Source organism: Vogesella sp. LIG4, assembly GCF_900090205.1.
Lineage (GTDB): Bacteria > Pseudomonadota > Gammaproteobacteria > Burkholderiales > Chromobacteriaceae > Vogesella.
The window spans coordinates 521,971-541,434 of the sequence record NZ_LT607802.1 but is presented as its reverse complement, the minus strand read 5'-3'; the positions used below and the strand labels follow the sequence as shown (position 1 = coordinate 541,434).

The following is a 19,464-nucleotide window of genomic DNA, read 5'->3' as shown; positions in this document are numbered from 1 at the left end:
CTTAAAAATAGGGCGTTCAAAAATAATGAATAGAAATGGATTACTTGGCATTGTTGCTGGCTGGAGTGATTCTGGGCGAAGTTCGGAAAGTATGTGATGCTCGAATCCCTCCTCCCCTATTACGAACGCGAGCTCGGCCATCTGCGCGAGCTGTCGGGCGAGTTCGCCCGCCGTTACCCCAAGATCGCCGGCCGCTTGCAGCTGGAAGGCGATCAGTGTGAAGACCCGCATACCGAGCGGCTGATCGAGGCATTCGCCTTTCTGACGGCGCGGGTGCACAAGAAGCTGGATGACGACTACCCCGAGGTGGCCACCAGCTTCCTGGACGTGATGTACCCGCACTACCTGCAGCCGATGCCGGCGGCCACCGTGGTGCAGTTCGAGTGCGATGCGCAGCGGCCGGAGATCGGCAAGCGCTACCGTATCGAGCGCGGGCAGCAGGTGCTGGCGCCGGCCATCCAGGGGGTGAACTGCAAGTTCCGCAGCGTCTACCCGGTGGACCTGTACCCACTGCAGCTGCAGGAAGCCAAGCTGGAGCTGACCAGCGGCTCGCCCTACCTGCGCGGCCTGGCACCGGATGCGGCGGCGGTGCTGACGCTGAAGCTGCAGACCCAGGGCGGGGTGGCGCTGAACAGCATCGATCTGCAGTCGCTGCGCTTTTTCCTGGATGGCGAGCCGGCGCTGATGCACCTGCTGTACGAGCTGCTGCTGTCCGACGTGCTGCGGGTGCAGGCAGGCGACGGCAGCGAGGACCCGGCGCGCACCCGCATGTTGGCCGCAGACAGCCTGCAGGCGGTGGGCTTCGGCGCCGACGAGGGCATGCTGGAGTATGACGAGCGTTCTTTCCTGGGCTACCGGCTGCTGTCGGAGTACTTCAGCTACCCGGACAAATTCCTGTTCATCGACCTGCTGAACCTGGCGCCGCTGGTGGCGCGGCTGCAGGGCGACACGCTGCTGCTGCGCATCCAGCTGCGCGACTACCCGGACAGCGAGCGCCATCACCGCCTGCAAAGCCAGCTGCAGCCTGCGCACCTCAAACTGGGCTGCACGCCGCTGATCAACCTGTTCACCCAGCCGGGCGAACCCATTCGCGTTACGCACCAGAAAAGCAGCTACCCGGTGCTGACCGACGCGCGCAAGCAGCTGGCCTACGAGGTGGTGCAGATCCGCCGCGTGGTAAGGGTGGAAAAATCCGGCGAGGGCGACAGCAGCGAGGAGGTGCCGCCGTTCTACGCCACCCGCCACGGCAGCGTACAGGCGCCGCGCTTCTACTGGCATGCCACGCGCGAGCCTTCGGTGCGCCAGGGCGACCGCGGCACCGACATGGCGCTGCACCTGGTGGATCTGCAGTTCGACGCGGTGCGTCCGGCGGGCGAGGTGCTGAGCCTGGAGCTGCTGTGCAGCAACCGCGACCTGCCGGAGCAGATTCCGTTTGGCGGCAGCCAGGCCAGCCAGCGTACCGATCTGCAGCTGCCGGGGCACTCGGTGGTGAAGCGCGTGCGCCTGCTGCGCAAGCCGGGCGCCAGCCAGCGCAGCCCGCTGGGGCGGGCGCTGCAGTGGCGGCTGATCTCGCATCTGTCGCTCAACTACATGTCCATCGTCGATGCCGGGCGCGAGGCGCTGCAGGAGATGCTCACCCTGTACAACCTGGGCGATGCTGCGGCCAACGTGCGGCAGATCCAGGGCATTGTCGGCATCGGCAGCCAGCCGGCGGTGCAGCGCGTCAACGGCCGGCACTTCGCCGGCTTCGTGCGCGGCACCGAGATTACGCTGACGCTGGACGCCGACTACTACGTGGGCGGCAGCGTCTACCTGTTCGCCTCGGTGCTGGAACGCTTCTTTGCGCTGTACTGCGCACCCAACAGCTTCACCCGCCTGCGGGTGCATACCGTGCAGCGCGACGAGGCGGTGGTGGTATGGCCGGCGCGTGCCGGCGAAGCGCTGGTGATCTGAGGAGCCGCCATGCAAGCCCTGATTCTGCTGGCGCCATGCCTGATCCAGCTCTGGTTTTTCCTGCATACCGCGGATGTCCCCGCCGGCCGCGCGCGCCTTGCCGCGCCGCTGTTGTACGTCGGCCTGCCGCTGGCGGTGCTGCTGTACGGCCGCTACGGCATGGCTGCCGCCGCCGGCATGCTGCCGCGGCTGGTGAACTTTGCCGGCCTGGCTGCCCTGGCCTGCGGCGCCCTGCTGTGGCTGTTGCCGCCACTGCTGCGGCGCAGGAGGAAAAACGCCCATGTCTGAGCACCTTGCCACGTTGGCCGCACGGCCGCTGTCGCGCCGCCAGCCGCGCGATTTGCGCCAGGCGCTGGCGCAGGACGCCAGCCAGTTCAGCTTCTTCCAGGCGGTGCGCATCCTCGGCCTGTGCGAAGGCACGCGCCGCGCACGCCGCACCCTGCCGCCGCAGCTGCGTTTCCGCACCCTGGCCAGCCTGTCGTTTCCTGCCAGCGAGTTGGTGCAGTACCGCCCGCAGGCGGAGGAGGGCGCGGCGCCAGCCGAGATGACGGTGAGCTTCATGGGCCTCACCGGCCCCAGCGGCGCGCTGCCCACCGCCTACACCGAGCTGTTGCTGGAGCGGCGGCAGCAATACCGCGACGACACCCTGCACGCCTTCCTGGACCTGTTCAGCCACCGTGCGGTGGCGCTGTTCTACCAGGCCTGGCGCAAGTACCGCTTCTGGCTGGCCGAGGAGGCCGGTGAGCAGGACGGCTTCGGCCGCAACCTGCTCGACCTGGCCGGGCTGGGCCTGGGGCGGCTGCGCGGCCAGGCGGCGCAGGACGGCCTGCTGGACGAGCGGCTGTTCATCTATTTCTCCGGCCTGCTGAGCCAGAAACCACTGTCGGCGCTGACATTGCAGACGCTGGTGTCCGGCCTGTTCGGCGTGCGCGCGCAGCTGCTGCAGTTCGCCGGCCAGTGGCTGGCGGTGCCGCTGGCGGAGCAGAGCCAGCTGGGCGGCAGCAACAGCGAGCTGGGGCTGTCGCTGTTTGCCGGCGACCGGCAGTGGGATCGCCAGACCCGGCTGCAGCTGAAGCTGTGTGGCCTGCGCCGCGCGCAGTTCGATGCACTGCTGCCGGGCGGCAGCGGCGCACAGGCGCTGCAGGCGCTGCTGCAGTACGCAGTGGGGCACCAGCTGGCGGTGGACGTGTGCCTGGAGCTGGACAAACGCGACGTGCCGCCGGCGCGTCTGGACGCTGAGCAGCCGCTACGGCTGGGCGCCAGCAGCTGGCTGGGGCCGCAGCAGCAGGACCCGGACGATGTGCGCTACGCATTGCTGCATTAGCAGCGCTTCCTTTTTCCTTACCCGGATGGACTCATTATGTCGGTACCTTTGAAATCCCTGATCGAGCGCCTGACTCCGCCGGCGCGCCACTGCGTCGAGCAGGCGGCCAGCCGGGCGCTGGCGCGCACCCATTTCGACATCGAGATCGAGCATGTGCTGCTGACCATGCTGGACCAGAGCGACAACGCCGCCATCGCCGCGCTGCTGGCCGCCGGCGCCGATCTGCCCACGCTGCAGCAGGGGCTGGAGCGGGTGCTGGATGGTTTCCGTAGCGGCAACAGCCGCAACCCGGTGCTGTCTGCCTGGCTGCCCAAGTGGCTGGAAAAGGCCTGGCTGCTGGCCAGCGCGGAGTTCGGCCAGGACAGCGTTTCCACCCTGGACCTGCTGCTGGCGCTGCTGCGTGACGACAGCCTGCGCCCGGCGGTGCAGAGTGGTTGCCCGGCGCTGCTGCAGCTGGATGCCGGCCGCTTGCTGCCGGCCTATGCCGCGCTGCGCCAGCATGGCGGCGAAGGCGCCACCGCAGCGCCTGCGGCCAACCCAGCAGCCGCCGAGGCGCCCCGGGCGGCGCGCGGCGGCGCCGCGCTGGACAAATACACCATCGACCTCACCGCCCAGGCGCGCGCCGGCAAGATCGACCCGGTGCTGGGCCGCGATGTCGAAATCCGCCAGATGATAGACATCCTGATGCGCCGCCGGCAGAACAACCCCATCCTCACCGGCGAGCCCGGCGTGGGCAAGACCGCGGTGGTGGAAGGGCTGGCGCGCAAGATCGTGCATGGCGAGGTGCCGCCGGTGCTTGCCGGCGTCACGCTGCGCACGCTGGACCTGGGCCTGCTGCAGGCCGGTGCCAGCGTGAAGGGCGAGTTCGAGAACCGCCTGCGCCAGGTCATCGACGAGGTGAAGGCCAGCCCGGTGCCCATCATCCTGTTCATCGATGAGGCGCACACCCTGATCGGCGCCGGCGGCGCGGCGGGGCAGAACGATGCGGCCAACCTGCTCAAGCCGGCACTGGCGCGCGGCGAGCTGCGCACCATCGCCGCCACCACCTGGGCGGAGTACAAGAAATACTTCGAGAAGGACGCCGCGCTGGCGCGCCGCTTCCAGGTGGTGAAGGTGGAGGAGCCGGCACCGGAGATCGCGGTGCAGATGGTGCGCGGCCTGGCGCAGGCCATGGCCGAGCATCACCAGGTGGAAATCCTGGAAGAAGCGGTAGCGGCGGCGGTGCACCTGTCCAGCCGCTACATCACCGGCCGCCAGCTGCCGGACAAGGCCATCAGCGTGCTGGACACCGCCTGCGCCCGCGTGGCGCTGTCGCGCGCCGGCAAGCCGGGGCCGATCGAAGACGTGGCGGTGCTGATCGCCAACGTGGAGCGCGAGATCGCCGCACTGCAGCGCGAGGAAGGCCACGCCGAGCGCATCGGCGAGCTGGAAACCCGCCGCGTGCAGCTGCAGGACGACCTGGCGCAGCTGAATACCGCTTGGCAGGCGCAGCAGCAGCTGGTGGCCGAGATCGACGCCACCCGCCAGCAGCCGGCCGAAACCCGCGCCGGCAAGGGCCGTAAGCCCGGTCCGCTGCAGAGCAAGCGCCGCGCGCTGCGCGATCTGCAGCAGACGCAGCCGCTGGCGTTCGAGTGCGTGGACGAAAGCGTGATCGCCGACGTGATTTCCGGCTGGACCGGCATTCCGCTGGGGCGCATGGTCAGCAACGAGCTGGCGCAGGTACAGCAGCTGGCGCGCCTGCTGGGAGAACGGGTGATCGGCCAGGATCACGCGCTACGGCAGATTGCCGAGCGGGTGCAGATTGCCAAGGCCGGGCTGGAAGACCCGGGCAAACCCAAAGGCGTGTTCCTGCTGGTGGGGCCGTCCGGCGTGGGCAAGACCGAAACCGCGCTGGCGCTGGCTGAGGCGCTGTATGGCGGCGAGCGTAATCTGGTCACCGTCAATATGTCGGAATACCAGGAGGCGCACAGCGTCTCCGGGCTGAAGGGCTCGCCGCCGGGCTATGTCGGCTACGGCGAGGGTGGCGTGCTGACCGAGGCGGTGCGGCGCAAGCCTTACTCCGTGGTGCTGCTGGACGAAGTGGAAAAAGCGCATCCGGACGTGCTGGAGCTGTTCTTCCAGGTATTCGACAAGGGTGTGCTGGAGGACAGCGAAGGCCGCGAGGTGGACTTCAAGAACACCATCATCCTGCTCACCTCCAACGCCGGCACCGAGCTGGTGATGCGCGCCTGCGAGCATGGCGTGACGGTGGAAGGCGAAACCCGCGACCCCGATGCGGAAGACCTGGTGGAAGTGTTGCGGCCAACCCTGCAGCAGGTGTTCAAGCCGGCCTTCCTCGGCCGCCTGAGCATCGTGCCCTATTTCCCCATCAACGACGACGTGCTGCATGCCATCGTGCAGCAGAAGCTGGAGCGCATCCGCCAGCGCATCGCCAGCAATCACGGCGCGCAGGTGGAGTTCCCGGACGAGCTGGCCGCGGCCATGGCTGCGCGTTGCCTGGACGTGGACAGCGGCGCGCGCAACGCCGACGCCATCCTCACCCGCACCCTGCTGGCGCAGATCTCCAGCGACCTGCTGGCGCGCATGGCCAGCGGCAAGCCGGTGAAGAAGATTGCCGTGGCGCTGAAGGGCGAGGCACTCAAGGTGCGCGTGAGCTAAGGGGGCGGGCACCATGTTGAAACTGCTGGCCCTGCTGGGCCTGTCCACCACGCTGTGGTGGGCGGCGTTGTGGCTGCTGATCCCGGTGCACTGGCAACAGCTCAGCCCCACCGTGATGCTGCTGCTGCATCTGCTGCCGCCACTGCTGCTCACCGCGCTGGTGCAACTGTGGCGCCAGCGCCAGGCGCGGCGGGAACAGGCCGCCGCCCAGGCGCAGGCCGATGCCGAAGCTGCCGAGCAGCAGACCCGTCGCGACGAGGCGCGTGAGCGCCACCATAGCGAGCTGCGTGAACGGCAGCAGGTGCTGCACTGCCGCTGGCTGTGGGTGCAGGCGCTGCCGCAGCGCGACGAGCTGGCCTGGCTGGACGAGCTGCCGGAGGCCTGTGCCTGGCAAGCACTGACTGAAGATGAACTGGAGGCCGGTTCGCCGCTGGATAGCCTGCATCAGGTGGCCGAGGAGGGATTGGCGGCGCTGTACGAGGAACTGCCGGGTGCCGCCGCACTGCCGCTGTTGCTGGAAGTGCTGCCGGGTACCGGCGGCATGGAGCAGGTTGGCCGCATCAAGCAATGGCAGCAGCAAGCCTGGCAACAGCAGCAGGGCGATGCGCCGCAACCGGCCAGCGACTGCCGCTTCCTGCCCGGTAGCGGCACGGTGGCCGATCGCGTGCAGCAGTTCCTGGCGCAGGACCCGGAGCTGCCGGGTGCGGTGCTGCTGGCGCTGGATGCGCCGCACGCGGCATGGAGCCCGGACGACGAAGCCGATGACGCTACCCGCCAGCAATGGCGCGAACAGGGCCGCCCGGGGGCGGCGGTGGTGCTGCTGCTGTTCCTGCGCGCCGGCCTTGCCGCGCCGGCCAGTGATGCCCAGGCCGCCGCCGACCCTTATCAACCGTACTGGGAACGTGACCCGGCCAGCGTCAACGCCGGCTGGGGCCGGGTGCCGGCCGGTGCGCAGCAAGGGTTGGCCGCATTGCCGCTGCTGGCCTGCCTGGCGCAGTCCGGGCAGGGCACGCTGGGCCGGCCGGGCACGCTGCAACTCACCCGCCAGCTGCAGCCGCTGCTGGACAACGCGCTGGTGAACGCCTCGCTGCTGGACTACCCGTTCAGCGCCGAAGACGCCGACCCGCAGCGCAACCAGGCCGACAGCGTGGCCTGGCTGGTGCACAACGGCGGCGACGTCGACGCGGGCGGCGTGCGCATGGCGGCCATCGGCAGTAACCTCACCCGCCACCAGATCGGGCTGGATCCGGTGGACGAGGCCAGCAACCTGGTACGCGAGTGGGGCCATGTCGGCGCCGCCACGCCGGCGCTGCTTACCGCGCTGACGGTTACCCACTGCGCCAGGCTGGCCGCGCCGGCGGTACTGGCGCAGTTCCAGCAAGATCACGCCGCGCTGTCCCTGGCGCGGCCGGCCTGAAGGAGCACGACATGAAACGAGTGATTCGACTGGGCGACCCCACCAGCCACGGCGGCCAGGTGGTCAGCGCCGCATCCACCACCACGCTGTTCGGCAAACAGGTGGCGCTGCTGGGCGACAAGGTGACCTGCCCGCAGCAGGGCCACGTCAACTGCACCATCGTCGAAGGCGACGGCAGCTGGCTGGTAGGCGGCAAGCCGGTGGCGCTGGAGGGGCACAAGGTCAGCTGCGGCGCAGTATTGATTTCTACTATGCCGGAGGTTTTACGTAGTTAGTTATGAGAGTAGTGCAGCACAGACCACGATACCCCCTGCTCTTAAGAAAAATAGTAATCTAGCCGCAGGAGAAATTGATTCTTACGATATGCATTGGCTTTTGAAGGGAGATAAGTCAGGTAAGCCGATGCCTAATACACCATACAAAATCACGATGGAAGATGGCTTTGAAATTGTTGGTAAAACAGATGAACATGGTTTGACAAAGAAAGCGACTGCGTCTTCCGCTCTTATCGCAACCATTACGGTTCCATACTATGACGACCACACCGATCAAGATGCAAACGAAGTTGACTCCGATTGCGGATGTTGCTCCTGCTGAGATTAAAGTACCAGAGCCTGAGCTTTCGGGAGGAAGGTGGGCCAACCGCTGATTGGGTAGCAAAAATCTTGAAGATTTAGAACCTGAGTTTCAAAAGTCATTGCGCAATTTTATTGAGGCTCTGAAAGAGGCGGGGGCTGTCGTAAGAGTTGCAGCAACGTACCGTCCCCCAGAACGTGCATGGCTGATGCATTGGTCTCACCTTTTGTCGAGAGGGGAGGTAAACGCCTCCAAGATTCCTGCGAAGTTGGGGGTTGGTATTCAATGGGGTCATGGTGAGGAAAGTAAATCAATTGCTGCAGCTAAAGAGATGGCGGAAATTTTCGAAATCTCCCATTTGGGTACCTCTCCCGCAATTATTAGTAGGCATACGCAGCGTAAAGCTGTGGATATGAATGTTTCCTGGAGTGGAAGCTTGGTTGTTTGTGATGCAACTGGAAATTCTATCACTATCGATACTGAGCCAAAAACTGGGATGAGTGAAAAATTACATGCGGTGGGGAAATCATATGGGGTGATAAAATTCTGGAAAGGTGCTAAAGATAAGCCACATTGGAGTGTAGACAGACGATGAAAAAAAACCTGCTAGTAGTGCTTTTGTTTTTTTATGCGATTTCCAATGCGGATGGAATTGCGGGAAATGAAATTGCAGAGTTCAAGGAGAACGCGGAGGTTTGCAATCATTTGTCTGGAGAGTGGGGCTCAGAGTTACCTGAGGAGAATAAGCGTGAAATAAAAATTAATATGAATTCATCTTGTGGTAAAGCGAAGGTGCTATATTGGAAATTAAAGAAAAAATACAATGGCAACAAGAGGGTTTCGATTGTTCTAAAAAAATATGAAGATGTGAAAAATTTTCAGCGATGGGATTAATTGGTTGGGTTTTTATTGGGCGTGATGGTGTTTTCTCCGCAGCGGTGTAGGCCTTGCTGGCTAATGGTTGCCAAAAATTGCTGGTTTGCAGACGGAGCTAAATGATGCGAGTTTTGATTTTCATCGTGCTTATGATGTCGATGCCAGTATATGCTGAAAATTATCTTCAAAAAGATATGCCACTACTTAAAGTAAAAGATATTGTGATAAGGCATGGTTGGAAACCTCTCGTGACGCAACATGAGTATGTTGCAGAGGGTGAGGATGGTTTTCCTTATAGTGAAATAGAGAGAAAGCTAATTCTTGGTGGGTTTGTTGAGGTGTCGAGCTGCTCGCTTGGAAAGGAGCTGTGCAATTTTTATTATCGGAAAAATGGAAAATGCATTTTGCTGGAAACTGAAGGGGAAGTGGTAAATGAGATGAAGTTGTTTTATTGGGCAAGGGTGAAATGTCCAGGTAGTTGATTCTTGATGGATGGTGGATTTTTTTGATGGTTGTGATTTTGTTTTTGATTTTATTGTTGCCACCTGTGGCATGGGCGGGCGATGTTTTTCATGGTTATAATGCATATTACAGATACATCGGCTTGCCTTATTTTGACCCTGCGTATTTGATGAAGGCTAATGTCCTGGATGAATATCAGCATGGTTTAAGGGTTCGCTGGAGAGGTGTGGTGCATGGAAGAAATAGGGAGGTAGTTGTCAAGAGTGGTAGGTTCTTTGTGGATGGCAAGGCGCTTGCAGACTCTGCCATAAGTTCATTTGCAGGGGAGGCGGTGAACGCAGGAGATCTTGGTCGAAATACTGAAGTCGTTTCTGCTGGTAACCTTGTTTGCTTTCAAGATACAGCGTCTAGTGCCAGTGGGTCGGCAGTCCGGCACAAGGCGGTTTACCTTGTGATAGTTGGCGCGCGTGTGAAGGTTTTTAAGCTGCCAAGTTTGTTTGCTTCATGTCTTGGTGTATTGCGGAAAAATAATGAACTGAAATTTTTGAAGGCAAAATATAGATTCCAGAGTGGCAGCGACATAGCGGTTGGGGTGGTTTTTGAATCATATTTACTTGCTCATGATCTTACATATAGTAAGGATGGTATTCAGTATTATGTGAAGTTTATTGATCCGGAAGATGTATATAAGTTCGTTGATATGTCAAGCGGGAATGATGGTTTGTCGAATTGATTGTTAAGAGCAATCTATTGGGCTGAACTTAGTCAGATGAACAACGCTTTCGTGAAGTGGCGTCATGGCAAGAGGGGCCGCTGTCGTGGAGGCAACAGGTAGACACGATGACACTGGAACAACTTCTGGCCCCGATTGCGGGGCCGCAGGCGGCTGGCGAGGACATGAGCTATTCGGCGCTGTTCGACCAGATCCGCGAGGCGCGCCGCAGCGATGACCCGTCGCTGGCGCAGGGCGACTGGGAGCAGACTCTGAAACTGGCCGAATGGCCCAGGGTGGTCAGGCTGAGCGAACAGGCGCTGATCGAACACAGCAAGGATCTGCAGCTGCTGGTGTGGTACGCCGAGGCGCAGGTGAAAGTAGGGGGCCTGGCCGGCCTGCAGCTGGCGCTGGCGGCGCTGGGTGGCTGGCTGCAGCAGTACTGGGACAGCGGCTACCCGGAGCTGGACCCACACGACCTGGACGAGCGGCTGGGCAAGCTGGAATGGCTCAATCTACAGCTGGGGCAGGCGATACGCGAATTGCCGCTGACGCGGCCGGAGTTCGGCGGCTACAGCTGGCTGCAGTGGCAGCAGTCGCGCGAAGTGGAGAACCTGGGGCTGAAGAACCCGGAAGCGCGCGAGGCCGCCATTGCCGAAGGCAAGCTGGCCGGCGATACCTTCGACAAGGCTGCGCAGCAGTCGGGGGCAAGCTGGTTCCAGCAATGCATGGAACAACTGGTGGCGGTGCTGCAAGCCTACGAGGCGCTGGATGAGGCCATTGTGCAGCGCTTTGGCGATCAGGCCCCCAGCCTGGCCGAGCTGCGCAATGCCATCTATGCCTGCCAGGATCTGGTGCTGCGCTACCGTCAGCAACTGGGCGGCGGCCCGGCCGGCAGTACGCCGCCTGCCACTACCGTAACCGAGGAGAAGCCCGTGAATCAGCCCGCTCCCAGCCCCGCCCCCGTGGCCGCTCCGGCCGTGGTGTTCAACGGCAGCATCGCCAACCGCCAGCAGGCGGTGCAGATGCTCACCGAGGTGGCGCGCTACTTCCGCCACAACGAGCCGCACAGCCCGGTATCTCTGTTGGCGGAGCGTGCCGCGCGCTGGGCGGAAATGAGCCTGGAAGAATGGCTGCAGCACGTGGTGAAGGACGACTCCACCCTGCGCCAGCTGCAGGAGCTGTTGGACGTGCGCGCGGAGTAAGGCCGGCAGTGCCGCCAGATAGGCCGTGGCGGTTGCGGTAGATCGGCGCCGACTTGTTGATCGAGATTTCCACTTCCATCGCCGTCGGCTGGCCACCGGGGCCGACTCCCATCAGCTTGTTGTAACGGCCGTTCTTGGCCCAGCCCTGTTCCTGTTTCATCGTGGCCAGCAGCACCTTGGGATTCAACTTGTAGTTCTGCTCCGCTTGGTAGACCAGTTCGTCGGCCTTGTTGGTATCGACCAGCACCGGATTGTTGGCCTTGAGGATAGTGGTGATCTGCTCCTGGCTAAGCGCATTGCAGTCCTCGAACTCGTCGTCCGGAATTGGTTTTTCCAACGGATTGCGATCTTTGAGTACTTCTATCTTGGAGACCGACTTGCGTTCCTTGTTGTGGTGCTTGTGTTGTGGGTCTTTGACTGGGTCTTGTCGATGTTGGGTGCTTTATGATCCGCGTCAGGCCGCGACATACCATCGCACAACACTTTGGGACTGAGCACGCACAGGTATTTGTGAAAGACGCTTTCCTCCGTCTGCACCGGCGGCAGTTCCTTGGCATTGCCCGCTGGTCCCTTCACTTTTACGCTGATCTTGTCATTGGGGTCGTGGCCGAACAGCGCTCCGGTATCGCAGTCTTACCCGTGATGCTCTGATTGCCATGGCGAATCTCATACCAGACATCAACCATCGGTTGCAGGATGCGGTCCAGGAACTTGACCTGGATCTTGGTCTCTTTAGCGATCTGATGGCCGTCCAGCAGCGCATAGACTACAGCGCGATTGCCGTCTTTTGCCGGTTTGGCACCCAACTCGTTATTGATGGTGCCGGCTAGGCTGTAGTCTTGCTCCAGGATTCTCAACAGGCGGATGTAAATGTCCAGGCCCTTGACTGTCTGACAGCCCTCACTCCAGTTGCGGGTACTACTGTTCGGACCTTCGCCACCGTAGTGGATGTTGTGCTCGTTGGCCGTCGACGGAGCATCCGGTTTATCCGGGCTGAATTCGTATTCCGGGGCCTTGGCACTGCCGGTGTTCTGTGCGCGGAAGGCCAAGCCCTTGACGATTCTCAATGCGCGGTAGTTGTGGCGCTGGGCGAAGCGGTGAGTTCTTTCCATTTCTACCAGGCTGACATGGCTGTGGTAGGACGATATCTTGTGGTTGCTCAGCCAGTACTGGTACAGGCCATTGATGAGCACCCGGCCGGCCAGCTGGCCGTTCTGCTTGCTGTATGGTTCGGTGTTGAACTCGAACTCCGACACCTTCTTTTGGCCGGACGCATCTTTAGTAGATGACGAACAGGGTGTCGTCGAACACCTTGTTGCTGTCTTTCATCACCTTACCTTTGGCGAAGCCGCGCGCGCCGATCAGGGTGACCCGGCCATTGGCGGTCTCGAATGCGAAGCCAGCGATATTGTTCTTGCCGTTGGCAGCAGCGTGATGCTCGAATAGTTTCTTCAGGATGTCGTACTTCTGTTCCTCGCTGTATTTGCCGAAATCGAAGTCCTTGTATTTCTCTACCTAGTTACCCATTGCACCTCCTGGCTGCCAGCGGGGCCATAGACGCCCAGTTGATAGCCGCCGTTGGTCGGAATGAACTGCAAGCGAGAGTAGGAGAAGAAGTAGTAGGGGTTATCCTGAGGCTGTAGGTAGGCCTTGTTGAAACCCGAGGCTCGATTGGCTTGAAAGGCTTGGGTCAAGGTCAGGCCGGATAGTGCTCGTAGTTGGCCACTGCTATCTTTGCTGAGGATCAGTTCGTGGCTTGCTACTTCGGTGCTGGACACGTGCAGGTTCTTCTTGCCAGCGGAGACGCTGGACAGGGCATCGCGCAGCGCGATGACAAAGGGAACCTGATACTGCTGGGTAGCGGTGTCTTTGCGGGTGAGGATGACATCATCTATGCCCTGGTCAGCCTGACCCTGTTGTAACTGCGGGGAGGGGCCAGCGCAAGAGTGGTTACTCAGCAGCGGCCAGGGGTTTTTATCGGTGTAGGTAATGCAACGAGGCGTGTCGTTCAATTTGCGTGCTGCGTTGTTCAGATCGCCTGAGATGAACTGGGCCAGCCGGTACTCCGCGGTATTCTGATCAGCTTGTCGGTCAAGTAGCCTGAGCTTACTGATAGCGAGATCGGAGAACTTGGCTCCGCGCTCCATAATGGCGATTCCCAGCTCGACTTTGGCGATTTGAGCGCTGCCAGGATTGATCAGCAGCATACGCTCGGCTGAATTCAGCAGGTTGTCTGACTTGCCGGTGATTCGCTCACCGGTCTGATCAGTGAATGCTACGTTCTTCAGCTCTTTTTTTAGCTGTGGCAACGAGTATTCGCGTGCATGGTAGCTGAAAGTAAAACGGTGCGTTTCGAAAGGCCTATCGTCATTAGATCGGTACAGGCTGACAGTGACACTTTTTGGTGAAGCGTTCTGGAACTGGGTTGTCGTTGATTTGGCGTATCCGGGTGACAGAGCGATGGCAAATAGCGCACTCGGTCTGGCCAGCATCAATGTCAATGTGGCGGGGTTCTTGATTTCTTCTGCTTGGTGGTACTGCTCTTCTACGTGGAACACCCAGGCTTTGGCTGGGTCTGGGTCGAAAAGGTTCTTCACAGAATATTGGCCGGGTACCGAACTGGCCAGAGTCTGGTTGGCGTGAATTCTCAGCGTATTCCAACTCAGCTCCACGGAAGTATCTTCTGGCTGGTTGGCTGCGCTGGCCCGGGTGGTGGCCAGCGAAAATATGGTGATGAGAATAATAGTGTACCGATGGTTCATACGTTGGGAAGTATTTTGGTTACATATAGTGTTAGCAATTTTCCGATAGTGGGTTTGCCGAGGCTAGTTCTAATCCGGGCACTTCTGATTAATCAATAATTCCGTATTGACTCCCTTGCTGTTCAAATAGCTAAGTTTTAGCTGCCCATTTATTAGGAACTTTCCTTTTATGGTCGAAAATATCACTGCTGATTGAGTGTAGAAACCAAACTTAGGATCGTTATAGTTGGCTTGCCAGTAATATTTTTCGCCATTCTTGTAGAATATTTTTTCTACTGCAATTCCCTTGCCGTCGAGTGTCGGTTTTAATATGCAGACTCTCTTTTTGTCCAGCGCCATCATGTCACGGATAGGTTTTGATGCGCCATATTCTTTCTGGTAAAAGAAACTGACATTGCATGAGCTGCCGCAGGAGAAAGATATGCGAGCCAGTTCTGGGGTGTGCCATTGAGCATTGATAGTGCTGGTTGGTAAATCATTGAATAGGCTGATTTTAGTTGTTTTCGATTCGATCCACGCTGAGCAATTGTCATCAGCACAAGTGTAATTGATGCTTTCCTCCTTGCTTGGGGAGTAGATTTTTTCTATATCCGCAAAACATTGGGTAGATATGATTAAAAATGTAAGTGCCAAAATTTTCATCATGGAATTCATGGCTCCTCATTCCCCTCTCGATGTATCTGTACATCGCTGCCCAGCGCCTCGGCGCTGCTGACCACGCCGCAGTGGAGGCTCTCGCTGCTGTCGGCGCCGGCCATGCCGAGCCGCACCGGCAGACCCTGCAGCGTTTTCAGTTCGATGCCGTCATCCGGCGACAGGCACTCGACGCGGAAGCGGTAGTCGCCGGCCAGCGCCTCCTCGCCGTTGAGAGTCAGCGGCAGCAGTGTCTGGCCCCAGCGTTTGCCGTCGCCCAGTTGCTGGGTGAGCAGGCGCTGGTCCTGGTTGAAGGCGGACGCGAAGCTGGCGAGCAGGCCGGGGAGGTTCATGACGAGGACGAGGCTTTAAATGACAAGTGGTTATTGTATGTCTTTGGCTTTTTTATGTCGATTGGATTGCAGTTGTTGAGAAGTTGCTTGCAGACGGTAGCGTGGGACCGGATGAAAGGACTTGAGGTAGTGCATCGAGAAGGGAGGGCGGTATGGTCTGGCTGGTTTGCAGGCTATCAGGCGGACAGACTATGCCTTGACCCGGGCAGGTAGGGGACGGGATAATTACAGGGTTTTCAATCGCTTAGTCAGTTAACCGTGTTGCGCAATAAAGGTAATTCGTTGTGTAGCACCGGCACGGCATCAATGGTCAAGAATCGGCCTGAATGAACAGAAACGAAACAGCAGCTAACGGAGCAGATGGCTCCATCCCTCTCATGAATCAAGCTACACGCCCCGCCAGACGGTTGTCGGTTGCACCTATGCTGGATGGGCGCTACTGATCGGGAAATCCATTACATATCAAAATCTTGCCATTGTTGTTTTTGTGCTGTAGCACTTTGCGATGCACCAAAGAAAAAGCCACCTAGAGATGCCGGGTGGCTTTTTCTTTTCGTTTTCTTGCGACCCCAAGGGGCAATGGCTAGTCATGAGTTTGCTTCGACGCCTGTGGTGCTTCACCACCGCACTGCTGTTTGTGGCGGTACGGATAAATCTGCTTGTGACTGATTCTTGGTTGGCTGTGAGGTAGCTGATCGAGGCATCAAAGCTACGATCGCCACTGGCCTGCCGCTCTAGTCCATACTTTATCAATGCACCTCCTTGAAGTGGCTGATATATCGGAAATATTGGCAATAAAATTAATAAATTCGTGTATTTTATGCTGCAATATTGCTCAGATATTGAAGGTGCAGTTCAAGTATTTTTACAGTTTATATTTGATTGTCATCAATATGTGTTGCCAAGAAAAAAGTTGAAATGAACTGAGCACGCGCTTTTGTGTTTACTCAACTCACTTTGGGTGATTTCTTGGGAGAGACACATTATGGAAAAGCTGATTCATAAAAAATCAACGACTTACTCACGGTTATGTTTGCCATTCCCGAGGATAGACTCTCGGCGATCCAACCTGATCAAAACCTGTTTCAGGAGGCCGGTATCGACTCCTTGGAAGCATTTGAGGCCGTTATTGCCATCCATGAGCTGCTCGGTGTCGAAATCCCCAAGGAAATTGATCCGTCGCGTCTGGGCACGCTGGACAGCATCAGCACCTATCTGCAAGAACAGTATCCACCGGAAGTACTGGACAGCTTCTTTCACTGGCTTTTCCATCCATTACGAGCAGAACTACTCGCAAGGCGTATTCCTGCTTGAGCGCCCGGCTCGATCATGAGAACCATCCCCATTCTGCCGCTTGTCAGAAGCTGCGCCATGTTCGCCTTTGTGTTGGCTGTCGGTGGCTGCAGTAATGGTGTCGACCAGGCTGTAGCGCCTCTTAGCGGCTACATCGAAGTCAACCTGATCGACATCGCGTCCGAATACAGCGGACAGTTGGCCGCAATTCAGGTCAAGGAGGGACAGCGCGTCAATGCAGGGGAGCGGCTGTTCGATGTCGACGATACTTCCGCCCGGTTTCATGCCGCACAGGCGAGGGAGAGTGCCAGGGCTTCGGAGGCTCAGGCTCTCGATCTGGCCAATGGGAGCCGCGTGACCGAAATCAGCGCTCAAGAGGCAAAAGTGCATCAACTGGAGGCGGAGTTGGCATTGGCCATCTCCAATCTTGCTCGCAACGAGCAACTGGCCAGTAAGGGTTTCATTTCGCCGGCAGCGCTGACCGACCTGCGAACCCGGCGCGACAGTGCGACGGCCAGCCTGAACGCGGCCCAGGCCCAGCTTTCACAATTGCACGAAGGCAGTCGTCCGGCCCTGCTGGCGTCGGCCCGGGCCCAGGCGCTGGCTGCCGAGGCTTCCGCCAATCAGGCTCGGCACACGCTTACCCAGTACCAGGTACGAGCTCCGGTGACCGGCATTGTGCATGAGCAGTACTATCATGCCGGCGAAGTGGTGACGCAGGGCAGGCCGGTACTGGCGCTGCTGGATGAGAGCTCATGGCGGGTACGGTTTTATGCCGGACCCGCTCGTCTCTCCCGCCTGTCTGCCAGTAGCCCGGTTAGCGTGCAGGTGGACGGCTGTTCGAGTGAATTGCCCGCCCGTGTGCTGCGTATTGCTGCCAAACCCGAATACACGCCGCCCGTACTGTTCAACAACGCGATGCGGGACAAACTGAGCTTCATGGTCGAGGCTGAGTTACGCCCGACAGGGCAATGTCAGTTGCAGCCAGGCCTGCCGGTTACGGTAAAAACATGATGGCGCATACCATGACGAGCCTTGAGCTGGAAAGTGGCGATGCCATCGCCGTTCAGGGATTGTGCAAGTCTTTCGACGGCCGGCAGGTGGTTCGCGATTTATCTTTGCGTATAGGTCGGGGCCAGATCTGCGGTTTTCTGGGGCCCAACGGTAGCGGCAAGACTACTGCGATCCGGATGATGTGCGGGCTTCTGCGGCCGGATGCCGGCAGTGGCCAATGTTTGGGTTATGACCTGCGCCGCGATGTCGCGCGAATCAAGCCACGTATTGGCTACATGACCCAGAAATTCACCTTGTACGATGACCTGAGCATTCAGGAGAACCTGGCCTTCTTCTGCCGGATGCATCATTTGCCCGATCGGGCCCAGGCGCTGGAGTGCGCCTTGGCCCGCTTTCATCTCATGGAGCGTCGTAAGCAGCTGGCCGGTACCTTGTCCGGTGGCTGGAAACAGCGGCTTGCGCTGGCGGCCTGCACCATTCATGAGCCTGGCTTGCTGCTGCTGGACGAACCTACCGCTGGTGTCGATCCCAAGTCCCGGCAGGAGTTCTGGGAACATATCAGGCAGATCGCCGAAGGCGGGGTTTCCATCCTGGTCAGCACACATTACATGGATGAAGCGGAACGCTGTAACCGGATAGCCTATCTGTCATACGGGAATTTGCTGGCTTTTGACACACCGGAAGCGCTGCTAGCCGGCAGCGGTCTGAATGTGTACAGCAGGCCGCTGGCAGCCGGTAATCTGTCAGCGCGTGAAACTGCTCACCCTGGTGTGGTTCGCATTACGCAAAGCGGCAATCAGTTGCGCGTGGTGCTGCGAGCAACGCACGTTCCGGATTCGCCACAGCTGACTGCCGATCAAGGCTGGCTGGTTCAACAGCCTTCGCTGGAGGATGTGTTTTTCCAGAGGCTGCAACAGAGTGACGCCTCTCCCGCTGCAAACTGACCCACTACAGGATGTTCTCGCCCATGCTGCAAAGAATTGCCGCCATCAGTTACAAGGAGTTTGTCCAGATACGACGAGACAAAATGACGTTCACGATGCTGATCGGCATCACCGTGATGTACCTGATGCTCTTTGGCTTTGCGATCAATCCCGATCCCAAGCATCTTCCTACCCTGCTGGTGGCGGAGCGGCCGGATGAGTTCTCACGCCTGTTGTCCGCCGGGCTGATCCAAAGTGGCTACTTTGATATCCGTGCAACCACGCTGACACCACGGCAGGCCTCCCTTGCCCTGCAGACTAGTCAGGCAATGATGGTGATCCAGATCCCAGAGTCGGCCAGCCGTGACATCATGCATGGCTTGCCGCCAATCTTGCTCCTGGAGGTGGATGCCACCGATCCTGTCTCAGTCAATAACGCTGTCAATGTCTTCGAGCATGTCAGCAGGCAAACGCTGGCCCGCTTTCGCCGACTACACCACCTTGATACCGCGGATGATGCTGCCGTTAGCCCGGACAGCCGTATTCTCAGGCGCTATAACCCGGAGGCCAGTACCCAGCACAATGTCGTGCCGGGTCTGCTGGGCGTGATTCTGACCATGACCATGGTGCTGATGACAGCATTGTCAGTTACCCGCGAAAAAGAAAGAGGCACGATAGAGGCGCTGTTGATCACACCGGTCAAGCCGTGGGAGGTGATCTGCGGCAAGATTCTGCCGTACTTGGCGATCGGCCTGGTGCAGACCGGGATTATCCTGACGCTTGCCCTGCGCATCTTCCACGTACCGCTTCAGGGCAGCCCGCTGTTGTTGGCAGCCTGTTTGTTGCTGTTCATTACGGCCAACCTGACGCAGGGCATTACCTTTTCCATTCTGGCTCGCAGTCAGATGCAGGCGATGCAGATGACGTTTTTCTTTTTCCTGCCGTCCATCCTGCTGTCCGGTTTTATGTTCCCGTTCTCGGGTATGCCGGGCTGGGCCAAGCTTTTGGCCCTGCTGCTGCCACTCACGCATTTCCAGCGCATCGCACGAGGCATTATGTTGAAAGGGAATACAGCGCTGGAAATCTGGCCGCATATCTGGCCCATCCTGCTATTCATGCTGCTGGTTTGTTCCCTGGGCTTGCTGCGGTATCGCAAAACACTGGATTGACTGATTCGATACAGAATGGCCGTGGTGCATCATGGTGTGACGTGGGCGGGGGAGAGCAAGGAAGTGCAATGGGCTTGCTTGCGGGGCAGCAGGAGGTCGGTGCATTCCTTGACCCATGCCGGTTAGTGACAGGA

At 59.4% G+C, this 19,464-nt stretch carries 21 protein-coding genes; 17 read left to right on the top strand and 4 right to left on the bottom strand.

From position 1 onward, the window contains the following. Positions 1–96 precede the first annotated feature (96 nt). The 12 genes from tssF (at position 97) to PSELUDRAFT_RS02515 (ending at position 11,631) form a co-directional block, all read left to right on the top strand. Positions 97–1,953, top strand: coding sequence for a type VI secretion system baseplate subunit TssF (tssF, locus tag PSELUDRAFT_RS02550; protein WP_088965363.1), 1,857 nt, complete (start codon positions 97–99; stop codon positions 1,951–1,953). A gap of 9 nt (positions 1,954–1,962) precedes the next feature. Continuing rightward, positions 1,963–2,241, top strand: a complete 279-nt coding sequence (locus PSELUDRAFT_RS02545) for a hypothetical protein (RefSeq protein ID WP_088965362.1) — start codon at positions 1,963–1,965, stop codon at positions 2,239–2,241. Next, a complete protein-coding gene (gene tssG / locus PSELUDRAFT_RS02540) occupies positions 2,234–3,277 on the top strand; it encodes a type VI secretion system baseplate subunit TssG (protein ID WP_088965361.1) in 1,044 nt (347 codons plus the stop codon). The genes PSELUDRAFT_RS02545 and tssG overlap by 8 nt, the downstream gene beginning before the upstream one ends. 36 nt (positions 3,278–3,313) lie before the next feature. After that, positions 3,314–5,935: a type VI secretion system ATPase TssH gene (gene tssH, locus PSELUDRAFT_RS02535; protein WP_088965360.1), complete on the top strand. Its 2,622-nt coding sequence runs from the start codon at positions 3,314–3,316 to the stop codon at positions 5,933–5,935. Positions 5,936–5,948: 13 nt separating this feature from the next. Beyond that, the gene (locus PSELUDRAFT_RS02530) at positions 5,949–7,352 is read left to right on the top strand and encodes a hypothetical protein (RefSeq protein WP_088965359.1); all 1,404 of its coding nucleotides are present in this window, start codon (positions 5,949–5,951) and stop codon (positions 7,350–7,352) included. Between the two features lie 11 nt (positions 7,353–7,363). After that, complete coding sequence (locus PSELUDRAFT_RS02525) at positions 7,364–7,627, top strand: PAAR domain-containing protein (protein WP_088965358.1); 264 nt, start codon at positions 7,364–7,366, stop codon at positions 7,625–7,627. Between the two features lie 374 nt (positions 7,628–8,001). Next, a complete protein-coding gene (locus tag PSELUDRAFT_RS19160) occupies positions 8,002–8,523 on the top strand; it encodes a peptidoglycan-binding domain-containing protein (protein ID WP_157724992.1) in 522 nt (173 codons plus the stop codon). After that, positions 8,520–8,822: a hypothetical protein gene (locus PSELUDRAFT_RS19155; RefSeq protein WP_157724991.1), complete on the top strand. Its 303-nt coding sequence runs from the start codon at positions 8,520–8,522 to the stop codon at positions 8,820–8,822. The genes PSELUDRAFT_RS19160 and PSELUDRAFT_RS19155 overlap by 4 nt, the downstream gene beginning before the upstream one ends. 101 nt (positions 8,823–8,923) lie before the next feature. Then, entirely contained in the window at positions 8,924–9,286 is a 363-nt protein-coding gene (locus tag PSELUDRAFT_RS19150; RefSeq protein WP_162291237.1) for a hypothetical protein, read from the top strand. 26 nt (positions 9,287–9,312) lie between these two features. After that, positions 9,313–9,999 (top strand): hypothetical protein, encoded by a 687-nt coding sequence (locus PSELUDRAFT_RS19145; protein ID WP_157724989.1) that lies wholly within the window; start codon positions 9,313–9,315, stop codon positions 9,997–9,999. A 107-nt stretch (positions 10,000–10,106) separates the two neighbouring features. Continuing rightward, positions 10,107–11,183, top strand: a complete 1,077-nt coding sequence (gene tssA, locus PSELUDRAFT_RS02520; protein ID WP_088965357.1) for a type VI secretion system protein TssA — start codon at positions 10,107–10,109, stop codon at positions 11,181–11,183. Positions 11,184–11,208: 25 nt separating this feature from the next. Next, positions 11,209–11,631, top strand: coding sequence for a hypothetical protein (locus PSELUDRAFT_RS02515; protein WP_088965356.1), 423 nt, complete (start codon positions 11,209–11,211; stop codon positions 11,629–11,631). Positions 11,632–11,761: 130 nt separating this feature from the next. On the opposite strand, the gene PSELUDRAFT_RS02510 is transcribed toward PSELUDRAFT_RS02515, so the two are convergent. Continuing rightward, the gene (locus tag PSELUDRAFT_RS02510; protein ID WP_088965355.1) at positions 11,762–12,439 is read right to left on the bottom strand and encodes a hypothetical protein; all 678 of its coding nucleotides are present in this window, start codon (positions 12,437–12,439) and stop codon (positions 11,762–11,764) included. On the opposite strand from PSELUDRAFT_RS02510, the gene PSELUDRAFT_RS19140 reads away from it, so the two are divergent. Continuing rightward, positions 12,420–12,629: a hypothetical protein gene (locus PSELUDRAFT_RS19140; protein WP_157724988.1), complete on the top strand. Its 210-nt coding sequence runs from the start codon at positions 12,420–12,422 to the stop codon at positions 12,627–12,629. The genes PSELUDRAFT_RS02510 and PSELUDRAFT_RS19140 overlap by 20 nt on opposite strands. Positions 12,630–12,694: 65 nt before the next feature. Here PSELUDRAFT_RS19140 and PSELUDRAFT_RS02505 read toward each other — a convergent pair whose 3' ends face one another. The 3 genes from PSELUDRAFT_RS02505 to PSELUDRAFT_RS02500 all read right to left on the bottom strand — a co-directional run bounded on the left by PSELUDRAFT_RS02505 (position 12,695) and on the right by PSELUDRAFT_RS02500 (position 14,931). Continuing rightward, the gene (locus PSELUDRAFT_RS02505; protein ID WP_088965354.1) at positions 12,695–13,945 is read right to left on the bottom strand and encodes a hypothetical protein; all 1,251 of its coding nucleotides are present in this window, start codon (positions 13,943–13,945) and stop codon (positions 12,695–12,697) included. A gap of 69 nt (positions 13,946–14,014) precedes the next feature. Continuing rightward, positions 14,015–14,590, bottom strand: coding sequence for a hypothetical protein (locus PSELUDRAFT_RS19135; protein WP_157724987.1), 576 nt, complete (start codon positions 14,588–14,590; stop codon positions 14,015–14,017). 5 nt (positions 14,591–14,595) lie between these two features. Next, a complete protein-coding gene (locus PSELUDRAFT_RS02500) occupies positions 14,596–14,931 on the bottom strand; it encodes a contractile injection system protein, VgrG/Pvc8 family (RefSeq protein WP_088965353.1) in 336 nt (111 codons plus the stop codon). Between the two features lie 1,029 nt (positions 14,932–15,960). Between PSELUDRAFT_RS02500 and PSELUDRAFT_RS02495 the strand changes: the two genes are divergently transcribed. The 4 genes from PSELUDRAFT_RS02495 to PSELUDRAFT_RS02480 are packed head-to-tail and all read left to right on the top strand — an operon-like array spanning position 15,961 to position 19,330. Then, positions 15,961–16,245, top strand: coding sequence for an acyl carrier protein (locus PSELUDRAFT_RS02495; protein ID WP_088965352.1), 285 nt, complete (start codon positions 15,961–15,963; stop codon positions 16,243–16,245). A 15-nt stretch (positions 16,246–16,260) separates the two neighbouring features. Then, entirely contained in the window at positions 16,261–17,238 is a 978-nt protein-coding gene (locus tag PSELUDRAFT_RS02490) for an HlyD family secretion protein (RefSeq protein WP_088965351.1), read from the top strand. Continuing rightward, complete coding sequence (locus PSELUDRAFT_RS02485; RefSeq protein ID WP_231895287.1) at positions 17,235–18,182, top strand: ABC transporter ATP-binding protein; 948 nt, start codon at positions 17,235–17,237, stop codon at positions 18,180–18,182. Before PSELUDRAFT_RS02490 ends, PSELUDRAFT_RS02485 begins: the two co-directional genes overlap by 4 nt. A gap of 23 nt (positions 18,183–18,205) precedes the next feature. Then, positions 18,206–19,330, top strand: a complete 1,125-nt coding sequence (locus tag PSELUDRAFT_RS02480) for an ABC transporter permease (RefSeq protein WP_231895286.1) — start codon at positions 18,206–18,208, stop codon at positions 19,328–19,330. Positions 19,331–19,464: the final 134 nt, after the last annotated feature.

Coding starts and splice junctions, on each gene's coding strand:
- tssF (WP_088965363.1), top strand. CDS start 97: ATGCTCGAATCCCTCCTCCCCTATTACGAACGCGAGCTCGGCCATCTG.
- PSELUDRAFT_RS02545 (WP_088965362.1), top strand. CDS start 1,963: ATGCAAGCCCTGATTCTGCTGGCGCCATGCCTGATCCAGCTCTGGTTT.
- tssG (WP_088965361.1), top strand. CDS start 2,234: ATGTCTGAGCACCTTGCCACGTTGGCCGCACGGCCGCTGTCGCGCCGC.
- tssH (WP_088965360.1), top strand. CDS start 3,314: ATGTCGGTACCTTTGAAATCCCTGATCGAGCGCCTGACTCCGCCGGCG.
- PSELUDRAFT_RS02530 (WP_088965359.1), top strand. CDS start 5,949: ATGTTGAAACTGCTGGCCCTGCTGGGCCTGTCCACCACGCTGTGGTGG.
- PSELUDRAFT_RS02525 (WP_088965358.1), top strand. CDS start 7,364: ATGAAACGAGTGATTCGACTGGGCGACCCCACCAGCCACGGCGGCCAG.
- PSELUDRAFT_RS19155 (WP_157724991.1), top strand. CDS start 8,520: ATGAAAAAAAACCTGCTAGTAGTGCTTTTGTTTTTTTATGCGATTTCC.
- PSELUDRAFT_RS19150 (WP_162291237.1), top strand. CDS start 8,924: ATGATGCGAGTTTTGATTTTCATCGTGCTTATGATGTCGATGCCAGTA.
- PSELUDRAFT_RS19145 (WP_157724989.1), top strand. CDS start 9,313: ATGGTTGTGATTTTGTTTTTGATTTTATTGTTGCCACCTGTGGCATGG.
- tssA (WP_088965357.1), top strand. CDS start 10,107: ATGACACTGGAACAACTTCTGGCCCCGATTGCGGGGCCGCAGGCGGCT.
- PSELUDRAFT_RS02505 (WP_088965354.1), bottom strand. CDS start 13,945: ATGAACCATCGGTACACTATTATTCTCATCACCATATTTTCGCTGGCC.
- PSELUDRAFT_RS19135 (WP_157724987.1), bottom strand. CDS start 14,590: ATGATGAAAATTTTGGCACTTACATTTTTAATCATATCTACCCAATGT.
- PSELUDRAFT_RS02500 (WP_088965353.1), bottom strand. CDS start 14,931: ATGAACCTCCCCGGCCTGCTCGCCAGCTTCGCGTCCGCCTTCAACCAG.
- PSELUDRAFT_RS02495 (WP_088965352.1), top strand. CDS start 15,961: ATGTTTGCCATTCCCGAGGATAGACTCTCGGCGATCCAACCTGATCAA.
- PSELUDRAFT_RS02490 (WP_088965351.1), top strand. CDS start 16,261: ATGAGAACCATCCCCATTCTGCCGCTTGTCAGAAGCTGCGCCATGTTC.
- PSELUDRAFT_RS02485 (WP_231895287.1), top strand. CDS start 17,235: ATGATGGCGCATACCATGACGAGCCTTGAGCTGGAAAGTGGCGATGCC.
- PSELUDRAFT_RS02480 (WP_231895286.1), top strand. CDS start 18,206: ATGCTGCAAAGAATTGCCGCCATCAGTTACAAGGAGTTTGTCCAGATA.